19 protein-coding genes are annotated in these 20,936 nt (G+C 67.8%); 10 read left to right on the forward strand and 9 right to left on the reverse strand.

The window, feature by feature from the left end:
- Positions 1-26: 26 nt before the first annotated feature.
- From NA12_RS18870 to NA12_RS18885, 3 genes are all read right to left on the reverse strand, one after another.
- Positions 27-1,235 carry a molybdopterin-binding protein gene (locus tag NA12_RS18870; protein ID WP_243654980.1) on the reverse strand — a complete coding sequence of 403 codons (1,209 nt, stop codon included), beginning with the start codon at positions 1,233-1,235 and terminating at the stop codon, positions 27-29.
- Positions 1,236-1,546: 311 nt separating this feature from the next.
- Positions 1,547-2,620: a tartrate dehydrogenase gene (locus NA12_RS18880; RefSeq protein WP_067452690.1), complete on the reverse strand. Its 1,074-nt coding sequence runs from the start codon at positions 2,618-2,620 to the stop codon at positions 1,547-1,549.
- 9 nt (positions 2,621-2,629) lie between these two features.
- Positions 2,630-4,147 carry an NAD-dependent succinate-semialdehyde dehydrogenase gene (locus tag NA12_RS18885; protein WP_084472897.1) on the reverse strand — a complete coding sequence of 506 codons (1,518 nt, stop codon included), beginning with the start codon at positions 4,145-4,147 and terminating at the stop codon, positions 2,630-2,632.
- A 108-nt stretch (positions 4,148-4,255) separates the two neighbouring features.
- On the opposite strand from NA12_RS18885, the gene NA12_RS18890 reads away from it, so the two are divergent.
- Both NA12_RS18890 and NA12_RS18895 read left to right on the forward strand, forming a co-directional pair.
- Positions 4,256-5,497 (forward strand): aspartate aminotransferase family protein, encoded by a 1,242-nt coding sequence (locus NA12_RS18890; RefSeq protein WP_067452693.1) that lies wholly within the window; start codon positions 4,256-4,258, stop codon positions 5,495-5,497.
- Between the two features lie 92 nt (positions 5,498-5,589).
- Entirely contained in the window at positions 5,590-6,084 is a 495-nt protein-coding gene (locus NA12_RS18895) for a DUF3830 family protein (RefSeq protein ID WP_067452696.1), read from the forward strand.
- Between the two features lie 97 nt (positions 6,085-6,181).
- Here NA12_RS18895 and NA12_RS18900 read toward each other — a convergent pair whose 3' ends face one another.
- Together NA12_RS18900 and NA12_RS18905 are read right to left on the reverse strand one after the other, a co-directional pair.
- Complete coding sequence (locus tag NA12_RS18900; protein WP_067452698.1) at positions 6,182-7,576, reverse strand: amidase; 1,395 nt, start codon at positions 7,574-7,576, stop codon at positions 6,182-6,184.
- Positions 7,577-7,588: 12 nt separating this feature from the next.
- On the reverse strand, positions 7,589-8,554 hold the full coding sequence (locus NA12_RS18905; RefSeq protein WP_067452701.1) for a D-2-hydroxyacid dehydrogenase: 966 nt from the start codon (positions 8,552-8,554) through the stop codon (positions 7,589-7,591).
- Between the two features lie 86 nt (positions 8,555-8,640).
- Here NA12_RS18905 and NA12_RS18910 point away from each other — a divergent pair, with 86 nt between their 5' ends.
- The 4 genes from NA12_RS18910 to NA12_RS18925 all read left to right on the forward strand — a co-directional run bounded on the left by NA12_RS18910 (position 8,641) and on the right by NA12_RS18925 (position 11,802).
- Positions 8,641-9,381, forward strand: coding sequence for a maleate cis-trans isomerase family protein (locus tag NA12_RS18910; protein ID WP_067452704.1), 741 nt, complete (start codon positions 8,641-8,643; stop codon positions 9,379-9,381).
- Positions 9,382-9,406: 25 nt separating this feature from the next.
- Positions 9,407-10,138 carry a maleate cis-trans isomerase family protein gene (locus NA12_RS18915; RefSeq protein WP_067452707.1) on the forward strand — a complete coding sequence of 244 codons (732 nt, stop codon included), beginning with the start codon at positions 9,407-9,409 and terminating at the stop codon, positions 10,136-10,138.
- Entirely contained in the window at positions 10,125-10,781 is a 657-nt protein-coding gene (locus NA12_RS18920) for a GntR family transcriptional regulator (RefSeq protein ID WP_067452710.1), read from the forward strand. The genes NA12_RS18915 and NA12_RS18920 overlap by 14 nt, the downstream gene beginning before the upstream one ends.
- A 166-nt stretch (positions 10,782-10,947) precedes the next feature.
- Entirely contained in the window at positions 10,948-11,802 is an 855-nt protein-coding gene (locus NA12_RS18925) for an isocitrate lyase/PEP mutase family protein (protein WP_174551107.1), read from the forward strand.
- Positions 11,803-11,824: 22 nt separating this feature from the next.
- Here the strand turns inward: NA12_RS18925 and NA12_RS18930 are convergent, their stop codons facing one another.
- Positions 11,825-12,451 carry a DUF305 domain-containing protein gene (locus NA12_RS18930; RefSeq protein ID WP_371856005.1) on the reverse strand — a complete coding sequence of 209 codons (627 nt, stop codon included), beginning with the start codon at positions 12,449-12,451 and terminating at the stop codon, positions 11,825-11,827.
- Positions 12,448-14,097, reverse strand: coding sequence for an LVIVD repeat-containing protein (locus NA12_RS18935; RefSeq protein ID WP_243654981.1), 1,650 nt, complete (start codon positions 14,095-14,097; stop codon positions 12,448-12,450). Before NA12_RS18935 ends, NA12_RS18930 begins: the two co-directional genes overlap by 4 nt.
- A gap of 228 nt (positions 14,098-14,325) precedes the next feature.
- Here NA12_RS18935 and NA12_RS18940 point away from each other — a divergent pair, with 228 nt between their 5' ends.
- Positions 14,326-16,074: a BCCT family transporter gene (locus tag NA12_RS18940; RefSeq protein WP_084472898.1), complete on the forward strand. Its 1,749-nt coding sequence runs from the start codon at positions 14,326-14,328 to the stop codon at positions 16,072-16,074.
- On the opposite strand, the gene NA12_RS18945 is transcribed toward NA12_RS18940, so the two are convergent.
- Entirely contained in the window at positions 16,071-16,991 is a 921-nt protein-coding gene (locus tag NA12_RS18945; protein WP_371856006.1) for a 3-methyladenine DNA glycosylase, read from the reverse strand. The two genes, NA12_RS18940 and NA12_RS18945, sit on opposite strands and share 4 nt — an antisense overlap.
- Before the next feature lie 295 nt (positions 16,992-17,286).
- On the opposite strand from NA12_RS18945, the gene NA12_RS18950 reads away from it, so the two are divergent.
- From NA12_RS18950 to bfr, 3 genes are all read left to right on the forward strand, one after another.
- Positions 17,287-18,456 carry a spirocyclase AveC family protein gene (locus NA12_RS18950; RefSeq protein ID WP_067452715.1) on the forward strand — a complete coding sequence of 390 codons (1,170 nt, stop codon included), beginning with the start codon at positions 17,287-17,289 and terminating at the stop codon, positions 18,454-18,456.
- A 41-nt stretch (positions 18,457-18,497) separates the two neighbouring features.
- Positions 18,498-19,829, forward strand: coding sequence for a cytochrome P450 (locus NA12_RS18955; RefSeq protein ID WP_067452718.1), 1,332 nt, complete (start codon positions 18,498-18,500; stop codon positions 19,827-19,829).
- 316 nt (positions 19,830-20,145) lie between these two features.
- The gene (gene bfr / locus NA12_RS18960; protein WP_067452721.1) at positions 20,146-20,625 is read left to right on the forward strand and encodes a bacterioferritin; all 480 of its coding nucleotides are present in this window, start codon (positions 20,146-20,148) and stop codon (positions 20,623-20,625) included.
- On the opposite strand, the gene NA12_RS18965 is transcribed toward bfr, so the two are convergent.
- The gene (locus NA12_RS18965; RefSeq protein ID WP_207905632.1) at positions 20,622-20,867 is read right to left on the reverse strand and encodes a (2Fe-2S)-binding protein; all 246 of its coding nucleotides are present in this window, start codon (positions 20,865-20,867) and stop codon (positions 20,622-20,624) included. The two genes, bfr and NA12_RS18965, sit on opposite strands and share 4 nt — an antisense overlap.
- Between the last annotated feature and the right edge of the window lie 69 nt (positions 20,868-20,936).

Consider the following 20,936-nt stretch of genomic DNA (forward strand, 5'->3'; position numbering starts at 1 on the left):
CGGCATCAGCGGGGCCGATGGGGTGCTCAGCGAGGTAAGGGCAGCAGTTCGACCAGGGATCCCCGGCCCGTGCCGGGCGGGAGGATGGCCAGGGCTTGGCAGGCGATGAGGCCGGCCAGGTGGGGGGTGTGGGCGGGGCCGGTGCTGCGCCAGACGCCGCCGGGGTGTTGTTGGACGCCGACGATTCGGGTGGCCTCGCCTTCCATGACACCGGCGTCGGAGAGGCGGCCCCACATGGTGGGGCCGGGGGTGCGCAGGGTGAGGGCGTCGACGATGGCGGGGGCGACGGCCAGGAGGGCGGCGACCGCGGCGAAGGGGTTGCCGGGCAGACCGAGCAGGACCCGTCCGTCGGGGAGCTGGGCCACGAGAGTGGACCCGCCGGGGCGGATGGCTATCCGTTCGACGACGATGCGGGCGCCGAGGTCGGCGAGCAGGTTGCGCAGGTGGTCGGCGGCGCCACGACCGGTGGCGCCGACCATGACGACCAGGTCGGCATGGGACTTCAGGGTGAGCCAGGAGCGCAACAGGTCTTTGCTGTCGGCGAGATGCCACAGCCCGGTGCTCTCGATATCGCAGCAGCGCAAGAACTCCGGCATCACGGGTCCGAGGGAGTCGCGGGTTTCGCCGGGGCCCAGCGGTCCGACGGCCCGGATCTCGTCGCCGGTCATCACCACATCGGCCCGCAACGGTCCACGCACGGTAACGGTTTCGGCTTCGGCACTGAGCGCCGCCGACGCCAGCGCGGCCGAGACACGGGCACCGGCGCGAGCCAATTCCGTTCCGCTGCTCCAGTGTTCACCTTGGCGGCGGGTGTCGTCGCGCACCGGTGCGCCGGGCGCGCGCATCACCACCGGTTTCCCGGACACGCTGGTGGTCACGATGTGTTCGTCGCGCAGGGTCGCCGTGGTGCCCGGCGGCGTCGCGGCGCCGGTCGCGATCCGCACCGCCTCACCGGGCGCCAGCACCACCGAGCAGCCGCGTCCGGCGTAGCTGACCTGCGGGTGCAGCCGCCACCACGGTCCGGGGCCCGCGACCGCGTAACCGTCCATGGCGGCGCTGTCCACCCGCGGCAGGGGAGTGCCCGCGGCGAGGGCGAGGGCGAGAGTCGCCCCCACGGCCTCGGTCACGGGTAGCTCACGCACCGCGAGCGGCTCGAGGTCCGCGGCTATCCGCGCGCGCACCAGACCCAGCCCACACTGCACCGCCGGAACTACGCCCACCCGTGCGCTCGTCACCACGTTCCGCCTTCCGAGGACCTGTCACCGATACTGCGACTCATCGTGCGCATCACCGATTGCCTGCGATTTTCTGGGCAGTTGCCTCGCGATGACGTTGTGCTCACGCGAGCGGATGCCGCTCGGTGCGTAGTTCGGCGTCACGTACCTGCCCGACCGCACTGTCGACACGGCGATCACCTCGGTCGCCCCCGACGCCGCCACCGTCTCGTGTCGCCGCCGGGACAGGTTCCGGGCGAGCGGACACGGGGGCGACTGAGCGACCCGAGTTCGGCCGCCGGACCGCGACCTCGCGGCAGATGGTGTTCGGGTCACGCCTCGGTGAGCGCGCTCGCGAGTTCGGCGGCCCGGTCGGCGATGGCGGTACCCAGTTCGGCGGTGGTCGCGGTGCCGCCCAGGTCCGGGGTGCGGACCGTGCCCGCGGCGAGGACATCGCAGACCGCCCGGTCGACGGCGGCGGCCGCGGCGTGCTCGCCCAGGTGCGACAGCAGCATGGCCCCGGCGAGGATCTGGGCGACGGGGTCGGCGATGCCGAGGCCCGCGATATCGGGCGCGCTACCGTGCACGGCCTCGAACATCGACGGTGCGTCCGCCGCGGGGTTGATATTGCCCGATGGCGCGAGTCCGAGGCCGCCGGTGACGGCCGCGGCGAGGTCGGAGAGGATGTCGCCGAACAGGTTCGAGCCCACGATCACATCGAGGCGGTCGGGGTGGAGCACGATTTCGGCGGCGAGGGCGTCGACGTGCATCTGCCGGGTCCGCACCGAGGGGTACTCGGCCGCGACACGCTCGAAGACGCTGTCCCAGTACGGCATCGAGTGGATGAGCCCGTTGGATTTCGTCGCCGAACAGAGCCTGCCCGAGCGTTCGGCGGCACGGTCGAAGGCGTAGCGGATGATCCGTTCGCAGCCGGTGCGGGTGAACACCGATTCCTGGAGCACGAATTCGTCGGGCCTGCCCGGGTTGTGGACGCCGCCGATCGCGGAGTACTCGCCCTCGGAGTTCTCCCGCACGATGAGCAGGTCGAGATCCTCGGCGGTACGGTCGCGCAGTGCCGATTCGGTGCCGGGCAGCAGCCGTACCGGCCGCAGGTTGACGTACTGACCGAAAGCGCGCCGCAGCGGAATCAGCAAGCCCCACAGCGAGATATGGTCGGGCACTCCGGGAAACCCGACGGCGCCCAACAGGATGGCGTCGAACCCGGCGAGCTGCTCGGGCCCGTTGGGCGGCATCATCGCCCCGGTCCGCAGATAGTTCTCGCAGGACCAGTCGAACTCGGTCCAGCTGATCCCCGGCAGGACCCGGTCGAGCACCTTCACCGCCTCGACGGTCACATCGACGCCGATTCCGTCGCCCGGAATGGTCGCGATCCGGTATGCGCTCACGCTGTCTCCCTAAACCTTGACGCCGATGTATTTGGTCTCGAGGAATTCGTCGATCCCGGTGAACCCGCCCTCACGTCCGAGTCCCGATTCCTTCACCCCGCCGAACGGCGCGGCCGGATTGGAGACCACGCCCTGGTTCAGGCCGACCATGCCCGTGTCGAGCGCTTCACAGACGCGCAGCCCGCGCCGCAGGTTCTCGGTGAACACGTACGCGACCAGCCCGTAGGGGGTGTCGTTGGCGCGGGTGATCGCTTCGTCCTCGGTGTCGAAGATGCCGATCGCGGCGACCGGACCGAAGATCTCGGTGTGGCACAACTCGGCGTCGTCGGGCACGTCGGTGAGCAGGGTCGCCGGGTAGAACGTGCCCGGTCCGTCGATCGCCGTGCCGCCCAGCCGCACTGTCGCGCCGCGTCGGCGTGCGTCGGCCACGAGATGTTCGACCTTGGCGACGGCGTCGGCGTCGATGAGCGGCCCGACGACAACGCCCGGCTCGGTACCGCGGCCCATCGGCAGCACCGCCATCCGGGCGGCCAGTCGTTGCGCGAACTCGTCAGCGATGCCGCGCTGCACCAGAATTCGGTTCGCGGCCGTACAAGCCTGGCCGATATTGCGCATCTTGGCCGCCAGCGCGCCCTCGACCGCTTCGTCGAGATCGGCATCGTCGAACACCAGCAGCGGCGCGTTGCCGCCGAGTTCCATGGAGGTGCGCATAACGGTGCGGGCGCACTGTTCCAGCAGGATTTTCCCGATGGCGGTCGACCCGGTGAAGGAGAGTTTGCGCGAGCGCGGATCGGCGATGATCGGTGTCATCACCGCGCCGGGGTCGGCGGTGGTCACCACATTGACCACACCGGCGGGTACGCCCGCGTCGGCCAGGATCGCCGCGAGTGCCAGCATCGAAAGAGGCGTCTGTTCGGCGGGTTTCACGACGCAGGTGCATCCGGCGGCCAAGGCGGGCGCGATCTTGCGGGCACCCATGGCCATCGGGAAATTCCACGGCGTGATGAGCAGACTCGGCCCCACCGGCTGTTTCGTCACCAGAAACCGCGAGCCCCCCGTCGGCGCGGGCAGGTACCCGCCGTCGAGGCGGACGGCTTCCTCGGCGAACCAGCGGAAGAACTCCGCGGCGTAGGCGACTTCGCCGCGCGCCTCCGGCACCGGCTTGCCCATCTCGAGAGTCATGATCAGGGCGAGGCGTTCGGTGTCGGCGAGAAGTGCGCGGTGCGCGCGCATCAGGATGTCGCCGCGGGTGCGCGCCGGGGTGTTCGCCCAGTCCGCCTGCGCGTCGGCCGCGGCGGTGAGTGCGTCGAGTCCGTCGGCGGGGGTCGCATCGGCCACCGCGCACAGTCGCGCGCCGGTCGAGGGATCCAGGACGGGCAGCGTGGCGGGGGTGTCGCGCCATCGGCCGCCGAGGAACAGGCCCTTCGGGACGCTGTCGATCGCGGCGCGTTCGGCGGCGCTGCGGGTGTCGAGCAGCGGTGCGCTGCCTGCGGGCTCGTGTGTGAGCAGCCCTCGTTCCTCGCTCATGCGGTGCCCTGCCTCCCGACGCGGTGGGATCAACCATTGCTGTGACCCCTGCGGCCATGTTATGCATATTGTCAACAATCCGACAATAGACAATCTGGGGAGTCCTTGATGACCGAGCTGTCTCCCGTCCTGAAGCAGGCCACGCCCGTCCACGTCGACCACGGCGCGGGCTGCTACCTCTACGACACCGACGGTCGCCGCTACCTGGACTTCACCGCCGGGATCGGCGTCACCAGTACCGGCCACTGCCATCCCACCGTGGTCGCGGCCGCGCAAGCCCAGGTCGCCAGCCTGATCCACGGGCAGTACACGACGGTGCTGCACCGGCCGCTGCTGGAACTCACCGAGCGACTCGGCACCGTGCTGCCCGAGGGCCTGGACGCGCTGTTCTTCGCCAATTCCGGCAGCGAGGCGGTCGAGGCCGCGCTGCGTCTGGTTCGCCAAGCCACCGGGCGGCCGAACGTGGTCGTCTTCCACGGTGGTTTTCACGGCCGCACGGTCGCCGCCGCGACCATGACCACCTCGGGGACCCGGTTCTCGGCGGGATTCAGCCCGCTGATGTCGGGTGTGCACGTGGCCCCGTTCCCGACCGCCTTCCGATACGGCTGGAGCGAGGAGGAGGCCACCGACTTCGCCCTGCGTGAACTCGACTATCTGCTCGCCACCCTCACCTCGCCCGCGGAAACCGCCGCGTTCCTCGTCGAACCGGTGCTCGGCGAGGGCGGCTACATCCCCGGCAACACCCGGTTCTTCCAGGGCCTGCGCGAGCGCGCCGACCGGCACGGCATCCTGCTGGTCTTCGACGAGATCCAGACCGGCTTCGGCCGCACCGGAAAGTTCTTCGGCCACCAGCACTTCGACGTCCGTCCCGATGTGATCACCATCGCCAAGGGGTTGGCCAGCGGGTTCCCCTTGTCGGGCATCGCGGCGTCACGCGAGCTGATGGCCAAGGCCTGGCCGGGGTCGCAGGGCGGGACCTACGGCGGCAACGCGGTGGCCTGTGCCGCCGCTGTCGCGACGCTGCAGGTGATCGAGGCCGAGGGTCTCGTCGACAACGCCGCCGTTCGTGGCGCGCAATTGCGCGGTGGCGTCGAGAGTCTCGCCACGAAGGCGATCGGAGACGTGCGTGGTCTGGGTCTGCTCGTCGGCGCCGAGTTCACTACCCCGACCGGTGAACCCGATACCGCGACGGCGACCGCCGCCCAGCAGGCGGCCGTCGACAAGGGCCTGCTGCTGCTCACCTGCGGCGCGCACATGAACGTGGTGCGCATGATTCCGCCGCTGATCGTCACCGAAACCCAGGTCGAGGACGCGCTGGCGATCTGGTCGGAAGTCCTCGCGCAGCTGTAGTCCGGGTGCTGTCCCCGCTCGGGTTCCGGGCGGGGACGCGCACCGCCTCCGGGACGAGCCCGATATCGCGCACCGCACAGGAAGCAGACCCGATGGCCCGCTACATGAGCATCACCCTCACCAAGGCCGGCGTCACCTGCCGCGCCCGCCTCCTCGACGACGAGGCGCCGCTGACATGTGCCGCCGTCTGGGACGCGCTCCCGCAGGAGGGCGACGCCTTCCACGCCAAATACGCCCGCAACGAGGTCTACGCCCTGGTGCCCCGCATCACGGCGGCCCCACACCGCGAAAACCCCACTGTCACACCGATTCCCGGCGATGTCTGCCTCTTCGACTTCGAACCGTGGGAAATCGGCAACCCCGCCTATGGCTACGAACCCGGTTCCGCCGCCCATCACGCCCAGGGCGCCACCGACCTGGCCCTGTTCTACGGCCGCAACAACCTGCTGATCAACGGCGACCTCGGCTGGGTTCCCGGCAGTGTCTTCGCCACGATCGACGACGGCCTCGCGGACTTGGCCGAGGCCTGCAACGGGCTGTGGTTGCGCGGTGTCGAGGGCGAGACATTGGCCTTCGCCCGCGCCTGATCCGGCCGCACCCTCTTCGGACCGACCGGAAGAGCGGTGATCTCGGCGCCGCCGCACCGATGCGGCGGCGGCGAAATGGGTCAGCGCCCTGGCTGTTTCAGGAGTTCAGCACGAACTCGGCGTGCCTGGCGACCGCGAGGATCAAGTCGTCGGAGTGTCGCGGTCCCACGATCTGCATCCCCACCGGCAGCCCGGCGCGAGTGGTGCCGACGGGGATGCTGATGGCGGGCTGCTGCGTCATGTTGAACGGGTAGGTGAACGGGGTCCAGTCGGGCCAGCCGTCGAGCCCGCTGCCCGGCGGTACGTCGTGTCCGGCCGCGAAGGCGGTGATCGGCATGGTCGGGGTGATCAGGACGTCGTAGGCCAGGTGGAAGGTGCCCATCGTGATGCCGACTTCGGCGGCGACGTGGCGGGCCTCGAGATAGTCGATGGCGCTGACGGATTCACCGCGCGCCCACGCCGCGCCCAACCCGGCATCCACCCGCTCGCGCGACCCGGCCGGGAACTTCGACAGCATGGTCGCCGCGCCCGCGGCCCAGAGCGTCTCGAAAGCCGCACGCGGATCGGCGAATCCGGGGTCCACCGCGTCGATGGTGAGCTCGGCCTCGGCCAGGCGGGCGACCGCGCGCTCGACGATCTCGGCGACCTCGGGGTCCACGCGCGCGTACCCGAGTGTGGCCGAGTAACCGACCGAGATCCCGCGCACCCCACGCTGGATCTGGCTGCGGAAGGTGGTGAGCGTGGGCGCCAGTGCGGTCGGGTCGCGCGGATCCGGCAGCGAGAGGATGTCCATCAGCAGCGCCGCGTCCTCGACGGTGCGCGTCATCGGCCCGGCATGTGCGAGTGGGCCGAACGGGCTGGCCGGGTACAGCGGCACCCGCCCGTGGGTCGGCTTGAAGCCGACGATCCCGCAGAAGGACGCCGGGATCCGGATGCTGCCGCCACCGTCGGTGCCCACCGACACCGGCGTCATCCCACCGGCCACCGCCGCCGCGCTGCCCCCGGACGACCCGCCCGCGGTCGTCGCGGGATCGGCGGGATTGCGGGTGATGCCGGTGAGCGGGCTGTCGGTGACGCCCTTCCAGGCGATCTCCGGGGTGGTCGTCTTGCCGACGAACACCATCCCGTCCTCGCGCAGTCGAGCGGCCACCGGACTGTCCACCAGCCACGGCCCGCTCGCGTCGACGCACGTGGAACCGCGCAGGGTGGGCCAGCCTTCGGTCAGGAAGATGTCCTTGATGGAAATCGGCACCCCGTCGAGCAACCCGCGCGGATTGCCCGACTGCCAGCGCGCCTCGGAGTCCTTGGCCTGCACGAGCGCCCGATCCGGATCGACCAGGCAGAAGGCATTGAGCGCGCCGTCGCGGGCGGCGATGGCGTCCAGGCAGGCCTGCGTGGCTTCGACGGGGGAGAGCTGCCGGGCCGCGTAGGCCGAGACCAGTTGCACCGCCGTCAGCGCGGTGGGATCGGTGGGCAGATCGGGCTGCGTCATGGCGGGGCTCCTTCAGCCGGGCACGTACCCGAGCGTCTTGTCGACAACGTTGTCCAGCGGCAGTCCGGCCGCCCACCTGCCGAAATTGTCGGTGAACGCGCGGACGATCTCGGTGCGCCAGCCGTGAAAATCGCCCGAATTATGCGGTGTGAGCACCACATTCGGCAGATCCCAGAGCGGATGACCGGCGGGCAGCGGCTCGGGATCGACCACGTCCAGTGCGGCCGCGGCGATCGAACCGTTGCCGAGCGCGGCGACGAGATCATCGGTAACCACTAGTTCCCCGCGCCCGACATTGACAAACCTGGCATGCGGTTTCATCGCCGCGAACGCGGCGGCATCGAACATGTGGCGGGTCTGCGCGGTGAGCGGCGCGATCGCGATCACGTAGTCGGCGCCGGGCAGTTCGGCGTGCAGGTCGTCGCCGACGGTGCCGAAATCCGGGTCATCGGTGCGGGCGCGGCGGCCGACCCCGCGCACCGTCATGCCCGCGGCCCGCAGCAATCGCGCGATGGTCCGGCCGATCGATCCGGTCCCGACGATCAGCGCGGTGGCCCCGGCCACGCGTTCGGATTCGCGGTGGCGCCACTCGTGGCGCTGCTGCAACCGGATCGAGCCGGGCAGGTCCTTGGCGAACGAGATGATCTGTCCGAGGACGTATTCGGCGATGGCGGTATCGAAGACATTGCGGGTGTTGGTGACCACCACCTCGGAGGCGCGCAGTCGCGGGAACATCACCGGGTCGACGCCGACCCCGCCCATGTGCAGCCAGCGCAGGCGGTCGGCGCTGTGCCACGCCCCGGGTACCGCACGGGTCTGGAAGTCGTAGACGAACAGCACATCGGCGCCGCGGAGCGCATCGGCGAGCCCGTCGGCCTCGGTGTAGCGCACGTGCGCCCGCTCGGCAACGGGGGCCATGAGGTCCGATTCGGGCAGGCTGTCACGATGTAGGACGGTGACAATCGGCCCGTTTTCCACATTGACACCGTACGATCGGATCGTATGATTGTCAACAATCCGATCGTGTTCGGAGGTCTGCCCGGCTGAGCGCGAGAGGGGCCGCAGTGGAGTTCAGCTTCCCGGACATCGAGGGACCGGTAGCCCAACGAGGTATCGGCGTGATCGCGCCGTTCGACCTCGCGCTCGAACGGGAACTGTGGCGGTGGGCGCCCCTGGAGGTGAGTCTGCACCTGGCCCGCACTCCCTATGAACCGGTACCGGTCTCCCTGGCGATGGCCGAACTCGTGTCCAATCCACTGCACCTCACCGCGGCCACCCACGATGTGCTGCACGTGGAGCCGGAAGTCGTCGCCTACCTGTGTACTTCGGGCAGTTTCATCAACGGCCTGGCCTACGAGCGATCCCTGCGGGAAACGATCTGTCTGGCCGGTGCGCCCGACGCGGTGACCACCTCCGGTGCCCTGGTGGAAGCCATCAAGCACCTCAATATCACCCGCATGTCGGTGATCACCCCCTATGACGAGATCCTCACCGGCAAACTGCACGAGTTCCTCGACGAAGCGGGCTGCGCCACGATCAAATCCGATCACCTCGGGCTCGGCGGTGGCATCTGGAAGGTCAACTACCGCACCATCGCCGAACGGATACTCGGCGCCGACGACCCCCACTCGGAGGCGATCTTCGTCAGCTGCACCAACCTGCCGACCTACGACGTGATCGAGCCACTGGAACAGGCACTCGGCAAACCCGTCCTCACCGCCAACCAGCTGACCATGTGGGCCTGCCTCGGCCGAATGAAACTGCCCATGATGGGCCCAGGTAAATGGCTCGTCAATGTCTTCTGAGCCAATGAGGACTGAACGGAGTGAGATGTCAACGCCGACAGTCGGATTCATCTACCCCGACCACGCCGCCGAGGACGACTACCCGCGCGCCGCGGCCCTGCTCGGCCTCGCTTTGCCGGTAGCCCACATCTACGGCACCGACCTGCACGCCATCCCCGAACTGCTCGATCTCGGCAGCCCGGAGAAGTTGAGCCACGGTGCCTCGTTGCTCGCCGTCGCCGACCCCGCCGCCGTCGTCTGGGCCTGTACGTCGGGCAGTTTCGTCTACGGGCCCGAGGGTGCGCGCGGTCAGGTCGACACACTCGCGGACGCGGCCGGGGTTCCCGCGTCGAGTACGAGTTTCGCGTTCGTCGAAGCGGCGCGGGCGCTCGGCATGCGGCGGGTGGCCGTCGTCGCGAGTTACCCCGAGGAGGTGGCGCGGTTGTTCGTCGACTTCCTGGCCGATGCGGGCATCGAGGTGGTGTCCATGTCGAGTGCGGGCATCGACACCGCCGCCGAGGTCGGGACCCTGACTCCCGACCAGGTCCTCACCCTGGCCGTCACCAACGACCATGCCGACGCCCAGGCACTGCTCATCCCGGATACGGCGATGCATACTCTCGAGGTGCTCCCGACCTTGGAAGCCGCGCTCGGCAAGCCGGTGCTCACGGCGAACCAGGTCACCATCTGGGAAGGCCTGCGGCTGGCCGGGGTCAGCGCGGTCGCCACGGAGCTCGGAGCGTTGTTCGCGGACAGGAGACGGCATGTCGATCATTGATTTCGAGCCGGTCAACCAGCAGTCCACCGCGGAGATGATCGCCGGGCGCCTGCGCGAGGCGATCATGCGCGGTGCGCTCGCGCCCGGCGCCCAACTCGGCGAAGCCGATCTGGCAACCAGTTTCGGCGTCTCCCGAGGACCTGTGCGCGAGGCCATGCAACGCCTCGTCCAGGAGGGCCTGCTGTTCAGCATCCGCAACCGCGGCATCTTCGTCATCGAACTCACCACCGACGACGTCATCGACATCTACCGCGCCCGCACCGCCCTGGAAGGCGGCGCACTCGACCTCGTCCTCGACGGCCGCCGCGACATCGCCTACGCCGCGCTGCGACCGAGCGTCACCGCCATGGCACGCACCGCCGAAGCGGGCGACGCCGCCGGTGTCTCCGACGCGGACCAGGCCTTCCACGAGGCCCTGGTCACCGCCGCCGACAGCCCCCGCCTCGTCCGCGCCGCCCGCACCCTGCTCATCGAAACCCGCATGTGTCTGGGCGCCCTGCAAACCACCTACCCCGACCTGCGCGAACAAGCCCGCGAACACGTCGACCTCCACGAGGCGATCGGCTCGGGCTCACCCGAGCGTGCCCGCGCCTTGCTCGTGGAACACATGGACGACGCGGTCCGGCGGCTGCGCGACCGCTAGCCGGTGGTCGGTGATTCGGCGTCGATCACGTCAATGGCACCGTCTTCCACGGCTTTTCGCGTCGAGGTCGGGTGCGGCGCCGCGTCGGGTCGGTCGAACCGATCGGTCGGAGAAGGCGGCGGGCAGAATGGACTCGGCAACGACACCCTCTTCGGCAGGAGCACTCGTGGACAGCGAACAGCGGACACGCGCACAGGCTTTCGTCGAGCTACACCGCGAAGGCTGCTTTCTGCTGCCCAATGCCTGGGACGCGGGCAGTGCGCGGATTCTGGAGTCGGTGGGATTCCCCGCGATCGCGACCACCAGCGCGGGGGTCGCCTTCTCGTTCGGTCGCCCCGATCACGACTTCTTCACCGAGCACGGTGCGCACGGTCGCGTCGATCGTTCGACGATGATGCGGCGGATCCACGAGATCACCGACGCCGTGCGGGTGCCGGTCAGCGCCGATCTGGAGGAGGGATACGGACCCGACGCCCAGGAAGTGGCGACCACCATCTCCCTCGCCATCGACGCGGGTGCGGCGGGCGGCAATATCGAGGACTTCACCGGCGACCGCGCCACTCCGCTGTTCGACGAGGCGCACGCGGTGGACCGGGTGCGGGCGGCGCGCGCGGCGGTGGTTGCCGGCGGTGAGCCGTTCGTGCTCGTCGGCCGCACCGACGCGCTGCTCGTGGACGCCGGTCTGGACGAAGCGATCCGGCGCGCCAACTCCTATCTCGCCGCGGGCGCGGACTGCGCGTTCGTCCCCGGCGCGGCCGACGCCGCCACCATCGCCACCCTCGTCGACCGGCTCGACGGACCACTCAACGTCGTCATGGGTCTCACCGGCGGCGCGCTGTCGATGGCCGAACTCGCCGACCTGGGCGTGCGCCGGGTCACGGTGGGCGGCAGCATCGCCCGGCTGCTCTACCGCCACCTGCTCGACGCCGCCACCGAGCTCTCCGAGCACGGCACTTTCGGCTACGGCGACACCCAACTCACCCAGACCACGCTCAACGCCCACTTCACCGACCGCTCCTGACCACAGCACACGGTGGCCTCGATCAGGAGGTGGGTCGGGCACCGCGCAGGTCCAGGAGCATGCCCAGATAGCCCAGTTCCTGGCTTTGCGACTGCGCCATGGCGCGGGCGGCCTGTTTCACCGGCCCCGAGGTGAGCAGGGCATCGGCGGCGCGGGCCATCGTGATGCCGCCCGCGTGGTGGCGATACATCAGCTGCAGGAACAGTGTTTCGGCGTCGGCCGCGCGGGCCGCGGCGAGGGTGTCGAGATCGGCGGTGGTGGCCATGCCCGGCATCGCGGTCGGCGCGCCGGCCGAGTGGTGGTGGGTACCCGCCATCCAGGTCATCGGGACGGCGGCGGTGGGCGCGGCGCCGGCGAGTTGGGTCCAGCCGAGCAGAGTGCCGATCTCCACCCGCTGGGTATCGGCGATCTGGTCGGCCAGCCTGCGCACGGTGGGATCGGCCGCCGGGTCGAGGCGCTCGGTGAGGATCAGCGCCTGCTGGTGGTGCGCGGTCATGTCCTGGACGAAGCCGAGCTCTGTCGTGGTGAGAACCGGCGCAGGGGCGGCCGCCTCGGTGACGAACAGCGGTCGCAGCGCCGCGCCGAGTGCCAGCAGGAACACCGCGGCGGCCCCCGCGAACGCCAGTCGGATCATCCGATGCACGGTCACGACCCGACCGTGGACTGCTGATTCGCGGGCGGTGTGTACACCGCGTTGTCGAGCTGCAGCACCATGAACCCGTTGTCGGAACACGTGACGTACAGCTGATCGCCGCGCCACTCCGGTGGCGAGAGGCACCAGTCCGTGGACAGATCACCGAACGCGACATCGCCGGCCCGGGAGGTGAGCACCTGCGCCGGATCGAACAGCCCCTCGGCCATCGACCGCAACGCCGCCGGGGCGCTCATCACCGGAATGCCGATGATCGAGGCCAGGGCGTGGGGCGAATTCCAGAGCTCGAGATTGTGTTCGGTGCGGGCGGGCGGGTTGAAGTAGGCGATCTCGCGGATTTCGCCGGGATCGCGGACATCGAACACCCGGATACCCGAGGAGATCCAGCCGCAGGCCAGCGCGGTCGGGTCGGCGGGCCGGTCGGCGGTGCAGTAGTGCGATTCGTAGGAGAAGGCCGAACCGCCCATCGAGGAACCGATGCCCGCGTCGATGTTGTCGGGCAGGTTGATCTCGAGTTTGATCTTCGCCGTGATCCGGGGCGCGCTGTCGTCGGAGACATCGATGAGTTTCACGCCGCCGGAACCGCCCTCGTCGACGGTGAACAGGTGGGGCACGCCGTCGTAGGTCACGGGCACGCTGTGCTGGGTGGCCCAGCCGTCGGTCCAGAACGTGCGGCCCAGGTGCGGCACCTGCGGATTCGGATCGCGTCGTTGCACCGCGCTCACGTCGAGCACGGTGAAGCCGCCGAGCGCGGAGATGTAGAGCCGGTTTCCGTCGGGGCTCACCCCGAGCCCGTGCGACTCGATGCCGGTCAGTCCCTGCCAGATCACCCGGGGGTTCGCCGGATCGGTGAGGTCGACCGCGCTGAGGAAACCGGGCGCCAGGCCCGACGCCCAGTAGGTGCGACCGTCGGGGGAGAAGCCACCCTCGTGCGTCGTGATCGGCAGCGGCATCAACAGATTCGAGCCGGTCCCCGGGTTGAGCAGTCGGGGATGCGCGCAATCGGAGATGTCGTACACCGACAGGTATCCGGCTCCGATGCCCACCGGCACACCTGTGCCGACGAGCAGTTTGCGAGTGGTGTTGACCTTCAACGTCTCCCAGGTGCCCGCCAGCATGGCGGGTTCGGCGAGCGTCGCGGTGCGGTGCGGATTCGCGGGATCGGTGACATCGAGGACCTCGACACCCTGGTGCTCGCTGAGCAGGGTGCCGGGGAAGACAGTGCCCATGTAGGCACAGTGCTCGAAACTGGTGGAGGTGATGCCCGCTCCGCGTCCCGCGTAACCCCCGACCATCGACATGTTGCAGCGATAGCCCTGTGTGCTGCGCCCGCTGTCCCGGTCACCGGCGGGGACGTCGCCCTGCAGCCCGGTTTCGGGGAGGGAACCGGGTCCGCAGTCGGCCCGCGGCACCGCCGTTCGGCCCACTTCGAGGAATTCCCGCACCGCGCCGGACAGGTCGGCGCCGATATCGGCTGTCGCGCCCGATGGCAGGCCGACGGCCACGAGCGCCGTGATCGCGGCCGTCGCCACATACCGCACCAGCGAATGTCGTCGGCGATTCGGCGGAGCCGCGGCGGGATTCCCCGGCTGGTTCGTGGGCCCGGCGTGGGGTCGGCCGTGGGTGTTCGTACGCGATGGCATCGTTGCCCTCCCGAATCAATGATGCGGACAACACAACTGGCTCAGACAGTTGTGCCGTATCACGAATACTAAGGCGGTCGAATGGTCGTCGAAGGGTGTTTCGGGGAACCGGGTGTAGGGCGGGCTCGCGCTTACCCTGGGTCACCACCCATACGCTGTACGGTTGCTCTGCACGACCAGCGCGTCTGAAAAGGCGGGGAGTTCCGCGATCGGAGAGGACTCGGATCCATGTCGAACGATGTCGTAGGAAGCTCCGGTACCGCACCGCCGCCGGGTGGACCGATAACTGGTGGATCGCCCGGAAGGCCCAGGCTGGATCTGCTCATCTTCTACGCCACCGCGATCGGTACCCTCGCCTTCGTCGCCTGGGGTGTTCTCGACGACGAGGGTCTCGCCGCCGCCGCGAGCAGCGCGCAGAAGTGGGTCATCACCAACACGGGCTGGCTGTTCGTGCTCACCGCCACCTCGTTCGTGGTGTTCGTGATCTGGCTGGCGGTCAGCCGCTACGGCCGGATTCCGCTGGGCGCCGACGACGAGAAACCCGAATTCCGCACCGTGTCGTGGATCGCGATGATGTTCAGCGCGGGCATGGGCATCGGCCTGATGTTCTGGGGTGTGGCCGAACCGCTGTCGCACTTCGTGAACCCTCCGCCGCACACCGCCGAGCCCGGCTCGCCGGCCGCCGCGGAAGTCGCCATGGCCACCACGCTGTTCCACTGGACACTGCACCCGTGGGCGATCTACGCCGTCGCGGGCCTGGCCATCGCCTACGGCACGTTCCGAAAAGGCCGCTCGCAGTTGATCTCCTCGGTGTTCCGCCCACTGCTCGGCCGCCACGCCGACGGGATCGGCGGCCGGGCGATCGACATGATGGCGATCTTCGCCACCCTGTTCGGCTCGGCGGCCTCCCTCGGTCTGGGCGCCCTGCAGATCGGCGCGGGCATGGAGTTCAACGGCTGGATCGACGGCATCGGGAAAATCGGTCTGGTCGCGATCATCGCGGGCCTGTCGGTCGCCTTCGTGCTGTCGGCGGTCTCGGGTGTCGAACGCGGCATCCAGTGGCTGTCCAACATCAATATGGTGCTGGCCCTTGCCATCGCGGCGTTCGTGTTCATCGCGGGCCCGACCCTGTTCGTCCTCAATATCCTGCCCACCTCGATCGGTGACTACATCGAGTACCTGCCGACCATGGCCTCGCGCACCGGCGCCGGCGACGAGGCGATGCAGACATGGCTGTCGAGCTGGACGATCTTCTACTGGGCCTGGTGGATCTCGTGGACGCCGTTCGTCGGCATGTTCATCGCGCGGATCAGTCGCGGCCGCACCATCCGCCAGTTCGTCACCGGTGTGCTGCTGGTGCCGAGCGTGGTGAGCCTGCTGTGGTTCGCGATCTTCGGCGGCGCTGGTATCTACGAGCAGGAGCGCAACGGTGACCTCACCGAACCCGACGGTTCGGTCGACTCCAACTTCGCGCTGTTCCACCTGCTCGACCAGTACCCGATCGCCTCGGTGACCGCGGTGGTCGTGATGATCCTGGTCGCGATCTTCTTCGTCTCCGGTGCCGACGCGGCCTCGATCGTGATGGGCACCCTGTCCGAACGCGGCAGCATCGAACCGTCGAAATGGGTCGTGATCTTCTGGGGCGCGGCCACCGGCGCGGTCGCCGCGATCATGCTGGTGATCGCCGATTCCGACGATCTCGGCGGCGCGTTGACCGGTCTGCAGGCATTGACCACGGTGGTGTCGCTGCCGTTCCTGGTGGTGATGGTGGCGATGTGTGTGTCGCTGTACAAGGATCTGCGCGACGACCCGCTGATCGTGCGGATGGATCGTGGCATCGAACTGGTCGAAGGTGCGGTCGACCACGGAACCGAAGTGCACGACGGCGATTTCGCCCTGGTCACCGAACCGTCGGACCAAGAGCTGGACGGTTCCGCCCTCGACGAGGACGCGCCCCGGCCCGCCGACCGAGGCTAGTCCTTGGCGTCGAATCCGGCCTGCGCCGAGGACAACTCGGTGCACGCCTGTCGCATGCGAGCCCGCAGCGTATCGGCGGATTCGGCAACGGCCGCCTGAGCGCGCACGTACTCGGCTCGGCCGGTGGGGGTTTCGATGCGAATCGGCTCATACCCGAATTCGGCCAGGTCGTACGGGCTGGCGCGCATATCGAGTTCGCGTGCGGTGCAGGCGAGTTCGAAGCAATCGAGCAGCAGGTCCGAGGAGATCAGCGGGGCGAGTTTGAAACCCCACTTGTAGAGATCCATATTCGCGTGCAGGCAGCCGGGCTGTTCGCGCTCCACCTGGTCCGCGCGGGTGAGCGGTTCGGCATTGCGTCCCACCGCCTCCGGGGTGAAGAACCGGAACGCGTCGAAGTGCGTGCACCGCAACGACATCGACTCCACCACCGCATCCGTCCCCGCGTGTCCAAGGCGCAGCGGCACCTGCTGATGGCGCACGTCATCGCTGCGATAGACCATCGCCCACTCGTGCAGCCCGAAGCACGACAACTGCGCCGGACGTCTCGCTGTCGCGGTGAGAAGTGTCGACACGAACCCGATCGTGTCGCGCCGTTTGGTGAGATAGGCCGGGTCGGCGGTGAAGGTAGCCGGCTCGCCCGCCGCCTCGTGGTACCCCCGCGCACCCCGATAGTCCCCCGCATCGCGCAGCGCGATCCCGAACCCCGGATGCCACCGCCGCAGCTGCGACGGCTTATTGCCGTAGTAGGTGAAAAGGAAATCCACGACCGGATGGGCGATCCCTGAGGCACGGCGTTCGAGATAGGGCCCGACCAGGCGATCGAGTCGCTCCCGATGCGCCTCCGCCGCGGCCTTCCACTCGACCGTCGACAATACCCGCAGGTCAGCAGGGTGGTCGAGGTCGCCGTGGATGCTCACCCGACCATTCTCCCGCACCGATTCGCTGTGGCGGATTCGCCCCGAATCATGGCCTGGGTGGTGAGTTCGGCTGGACCGAGGTCCGTGTTCAGATCCCTATCGGGATTACAGAAACCGATAATAATCTTAGATACTCGATGGTATTTTGCTTGGAGGGCCGGCCGAGAGGAGACGGACTCGCCGGGGCGGAAGGCTTCGCCGCGGCGCCGGTGCTATCGAGCGCATCGCTGAGTCGACGCTGTCGGTGATCGGATCGGTGGGCGCTGCAAAGACGCAATCCAGAAGGGGCAGTTGGATGAGCGAACTGTCGAACAAGAAGACCCTCGAGGTCACCGAATCAATCGACACCACAGCGACTCTCGGGGGCGGAACCCGGCAGCCGAGCAAGGCCGTCTACATCTGGGCCGTCATCGGCGCGCTACTGCTGGCGCTGCAGGTGTACGTGTGGATCAGGTGGATCACGGGTCCCTACTTCGAGCGGGTGCCCACCGGGGCGAGTGATCCGCCGATGCTCATGAAGACGATCCTCACCATCTGGACGGTCGCGCTCATCATCGGTCTGCCCATCGCCGTGTACTGGTGGATCATCAGGCCGTGGCGGCGCGAGCGCCGGATCACCCTGGACGGCATACTGCTGGTGTCCATGGGCCTGATGTTCTTCCAGGACCCGTTCCTGAACTACTTGAACACGTGGTGCACCTATAACACCTGGATGTTCAACCGGGGTTCGTGGACTCCCTATGTTCCGGGTTGGGTATCGCCGGAAGAACCGGGCGCCCAAGTCTCCGAACCATTACTGATGAACATCCCGGGTTATGCGTGGGGCGTGCTACTCATCACGATCGTCGTCTGCTGGTTCATGCGGAAAGTCAAGGCGCGCTGGCCCGGGATCAGCACCGTCGGGTTGATCGGCGTGACCTTCGCCTTCACCTTCGTCCTCGATTTCGTCATGGAAGCCTGCCTGCTGCTGCCGCTCGGGCTCTACACCTACCCGGGCGCGATCCAGTCGGTGTCGTTCAACGCCGGTCACTACTATCAATGGCCGATCTACGAGGGCGTGATGTGGGGTGGGGTGCAAGCGGGCTTGGCCTGCCTGCGCTACTTCACCGATGATCGCGGGCGCACGATCGCCGAGCGTGGACTCGATCAGGTCCGCGGTGGTCTCGTCCGGCAGCAACTCATCCGTTTCCTGGCGATCTTCGCCGCGGTGAGCACGACCTTCTTTCTCCTCTACAACGTTCCCGCGCAATGGTTCGGCCAGCACGCCGATCCGTGGCCCGCCGATATTCAGGAGCGTTCGTACTTCACCGGCGGCATCTGCGGGGAAGGGACCGACAAGCCCTGCCCCGATCCCGCGCTGCCGATGCCGCGCAAGGGCTCCGGCTACATCGATACCGACGGAAAACTCGTTCTTCCCGACGGTGTCGAATTTCCTGAGATGGTGCCGATCAATCGCGCGAAATGACCGGGGCGCACTCAACGGACTACGCTCGAGAGGAAACATCAGTGGACGCAAGAAACCCATCGACAGAATCCGACCGGAAGCGCCGGCGCTATCATTTCGACCGCCACCATCCCGAATATCGGGGAAGATTCGAAGCGATCACCCACGAGATGCACCGGGCGTGCCCGATAGCATGGACCGACACCTACGACGGTCACTGGGTCGCGGCGGGCCTGCATGAAGTCTTCGAACTCGCCCGCTGCCCCCATGTCTCCAACGATCGGGATTACAAGAACGAGCGCCGGGGTTATCAGGGGATCACCATTCCCAACAGCGAGCCGGTCATCCCGTTGCGGAACGGAATTCTCGAGATGGACGATCCGGAGCATCGATTGTTCCGCGCCGTTCTCAATCCCTACCTTTCTCCCAGTGCGATCCGGCGGTGGGAGCCCTTCATCGACGAGATCGTGCGAGCCTGCCTCGACGAGAAGATCGAGTCCGGGCAGATCGACCTCGTCGACGATCTCGCGAACGTCGTTCCGGCTGTCCTCACCCTTGCCATGCTCGGCGTTCCCCTGCGGAAATGGGCGGTCTACAACGAGCCGGCCCATGCCGGGGTCTACACCCCACCGGATTCGCCCGATCGTGAACGGGTCCAGAACCTCAACATGGCGATGGGCATGGACCTACTCGCGAACCTGCACGAGATCCGCGAAGAGCCACGCCCCGGCCTGATCGATGCGCTGGCCCGCATGGAGATCGATGGCGAGAAGCCCGAAGAGATCGACCTTCTCGGTATTCTCGGCCTGCTCATCGGCGGAGGATTCGATACCACGACAGCGCTCACCGCCCACTCGCTGGAGTGGCTGTCGCAGCACCCTGCCGAACGGGAAACCCTGAGCAGGGAACGCGACACGCTGCTGAACCCGGCGACCGAGGAGTTCCTGCGGTACTTCACCCCCGCGCCGGGGGACGGCCGGACGATCGCCGCGGACTGCGAGGTCGCCGGGCAGCAGTTCAAGGAGGGGGAGCGCCTGTGGCTGTCGTGGGCGATGGCCAACCGCGACGCTACCGTCTTCCCGTCCCCTGACGAAGTCGTGCTCGATCGGAAAGGTAACCGGCACTTGAGTTTCGGGCTCGGCATCCACCGGTGTATCGGGTCCAATGTGGCGCGTACGGTCTTCAAGCGGATGCTGGTCGCGGTTCTCGATCGCATGCCGGACTTCCACTGCGATCCCGACGGGGCAGTCCACTACGAAACGATCGGTCTCATCCAGGGGATGCGGCAACTCCCCGCGACCTTCAGTCCAGGGCCGCGGCTGGGGCCCGGACTGAACGAAACGATCGATGACCTACAGCGCATGGTGCAGGAACAGCGGCTCGCGGCACCCTGAGCGGGGGAGCGGCATACGCCGGGTGCCTGGGCTTCGACCAGCGGGACAACGCCTTTGTGGTTGCCGTTCGTGAACCATGCTGTAGAGCAATGGAATTCGGCAAGAATGAATTGCTCATCGGACATGTGTGAAGATCCTGGTCGGTCGACGCGCGGGGAAAGGACCGGCGAATCGCGTGATTGCAGCGTGTGTCGAGGAGACCCCTTGCGGCCCTGACCAAGTGTTGACTTACCAAGTGTTGACTTACTGGACTCCGCCCGGGCCGCGCTGCAATGATGCGCATCGCCCCGATTCGTTTCCGGAAGGAGTTCGACCCATGCAAGGCGATCCTGAAGTGATCGAGTTTCTGAACGAACAGTTGACCGCGGAGCTGACCGCGATCAACCAGTACTTCCTGCACGCGAAGATGCAAGAGAATTTCGGCTGGACCAAGCTCGCCAAGTACACCCGCTCCGAGTCCATCGACGAGATGAAGCACGCGGAGCTCCTGACCGACCGGATCCTGTTCCTGGACGGTCTGCCCAACTATCAGCGGCTGTTCCATGTTCGTGTGGGGCAGACCCTGACGGAGATGCTCCAGGCCGACCGAGAGGTCGAAGCGGAGGCCATCGACCGGCTGCGGCGTGGGGTAGAGGTGATGCGCACCAAGGGAGATATCACCTCCGCCAACATCTTCGAGTCGATCCTCGCCGATGAGGAGCACCACATCGACTACCTGGATACGCAATTGGAGCTGGTCGAGAAGCTCGGCGAACCGCTCTATATCGCGCAGCTGATCGAGCAGCCCGACTCCTAGGCGACCTCGTCGAGGTTCTCGGCACCGGATTCGTACTCGCGGTGCAAAGCGGTGCGGGCGAGTAGCGCTTGGATGCGGCGCACACACGACCCGCAATCAGTGCCCGCTTTGCACGCGGAGGCGATCCTTCGGGGTGTGCACGCGCCGTCGGCCATGTGTCGGCGGACGTCCTCCTCGGTCACCGCGAAACAGTTGCAGACGTACACGGGCGGCCTCTCCGGATAGGGCTCGGGATCGAACATAGGGCCGTCCCGATGTTCGGTGAGGCTAGCCTAATCTTAGGTCATGGATGCTGGGTTTGTACAGATCCA

The organism is Nocardia alba NBRC 108234 (assembly GCF_001612665.1).
GTDB classification, from domain to species: Bacteria; Actinomycetota; Actinomycetes; order Mycobacteriales; family Mycobacteriaceae; genus Nocardia; species Nocardia alba.

Bases quoted from the DNA above. Each gene is read 5' to 3' on its own strand.
- NA12_RS18885 (WP_084472897.1), bottom strand. From the start codon at position 4,147: ATGAGCGAGGAACGAGGGCTGCTCACACACGAGCCCGCAGGCAGCGCA.
- NA12_RS18890 (WP_067452693.1), top strand. From the start codon at position 4,256: ATGACCGAGCTGTCTCCCGTCCTGAAGCAGGCCACGCCCGTCCACGTC.
- NA12_RS18895 (WP_067452696.1), top strand. From the start codon at position 5,590: ATGGCCCGCTACATGAGCATCACCCTCACCAAGGCCGGCGTCACCTGC.
- NA12_RS18900 (WP_067452698.1), bottom strand. From the start codon at position 7,576: ATGACGCAGCCCGATCTGCCCACCGATCCCACCGCGCTGACGGCGGTG.
- NA12_RS18915 (WP_067452707.1), top strand. From the start codon at position 9,407: ATGTCAACGCCGACAGTCGGATTCATCTACCCCGACCACGCCGCCGAG.
- NA12_RS18920 (WP_067452710.1), top strand. From the start codon at position 10,125: ATGTCGATCATTGATTTCGAGCCGGTCAACCAGCAGTCCACCGCGGAG.
- NA12_RS18935 (WP_243654981.1), bottom strand. From the start codon at position 14,097: ATGCCATCGCGTACGAACACCCACGGCCGACCCCACGCCGGGCCCACG.
- NA12_RS18940 (WP_084472898.1), top strand. From the start codon at position 14,326: ATGTCGAACGATGTCGTAGGAAGCTCCGGTACCGCACCGCCGCCGGGT.
- NA12_RS18950 (WP_067452715.1), top strand. From the start codon at position 17,287: ATGAGCGAACTGTCGAACAAGAAGACCCTCGAGGTCACCGAATCAATC.
- bfr (WP_067452721.1), top strand. From the start codon at position 20,146: ATGCAAGGCGATCCTGAAGTGATCGAGTTTCTGAACGAACAGTTGACC.
- NA12_RS18965 (WP_207905632.1), bottom strand. From the start codon at position 20,867: ATGTTCGATCCCGAGCCCTATCCGGAGAGGCCGCCCGTGTACGTCTGC.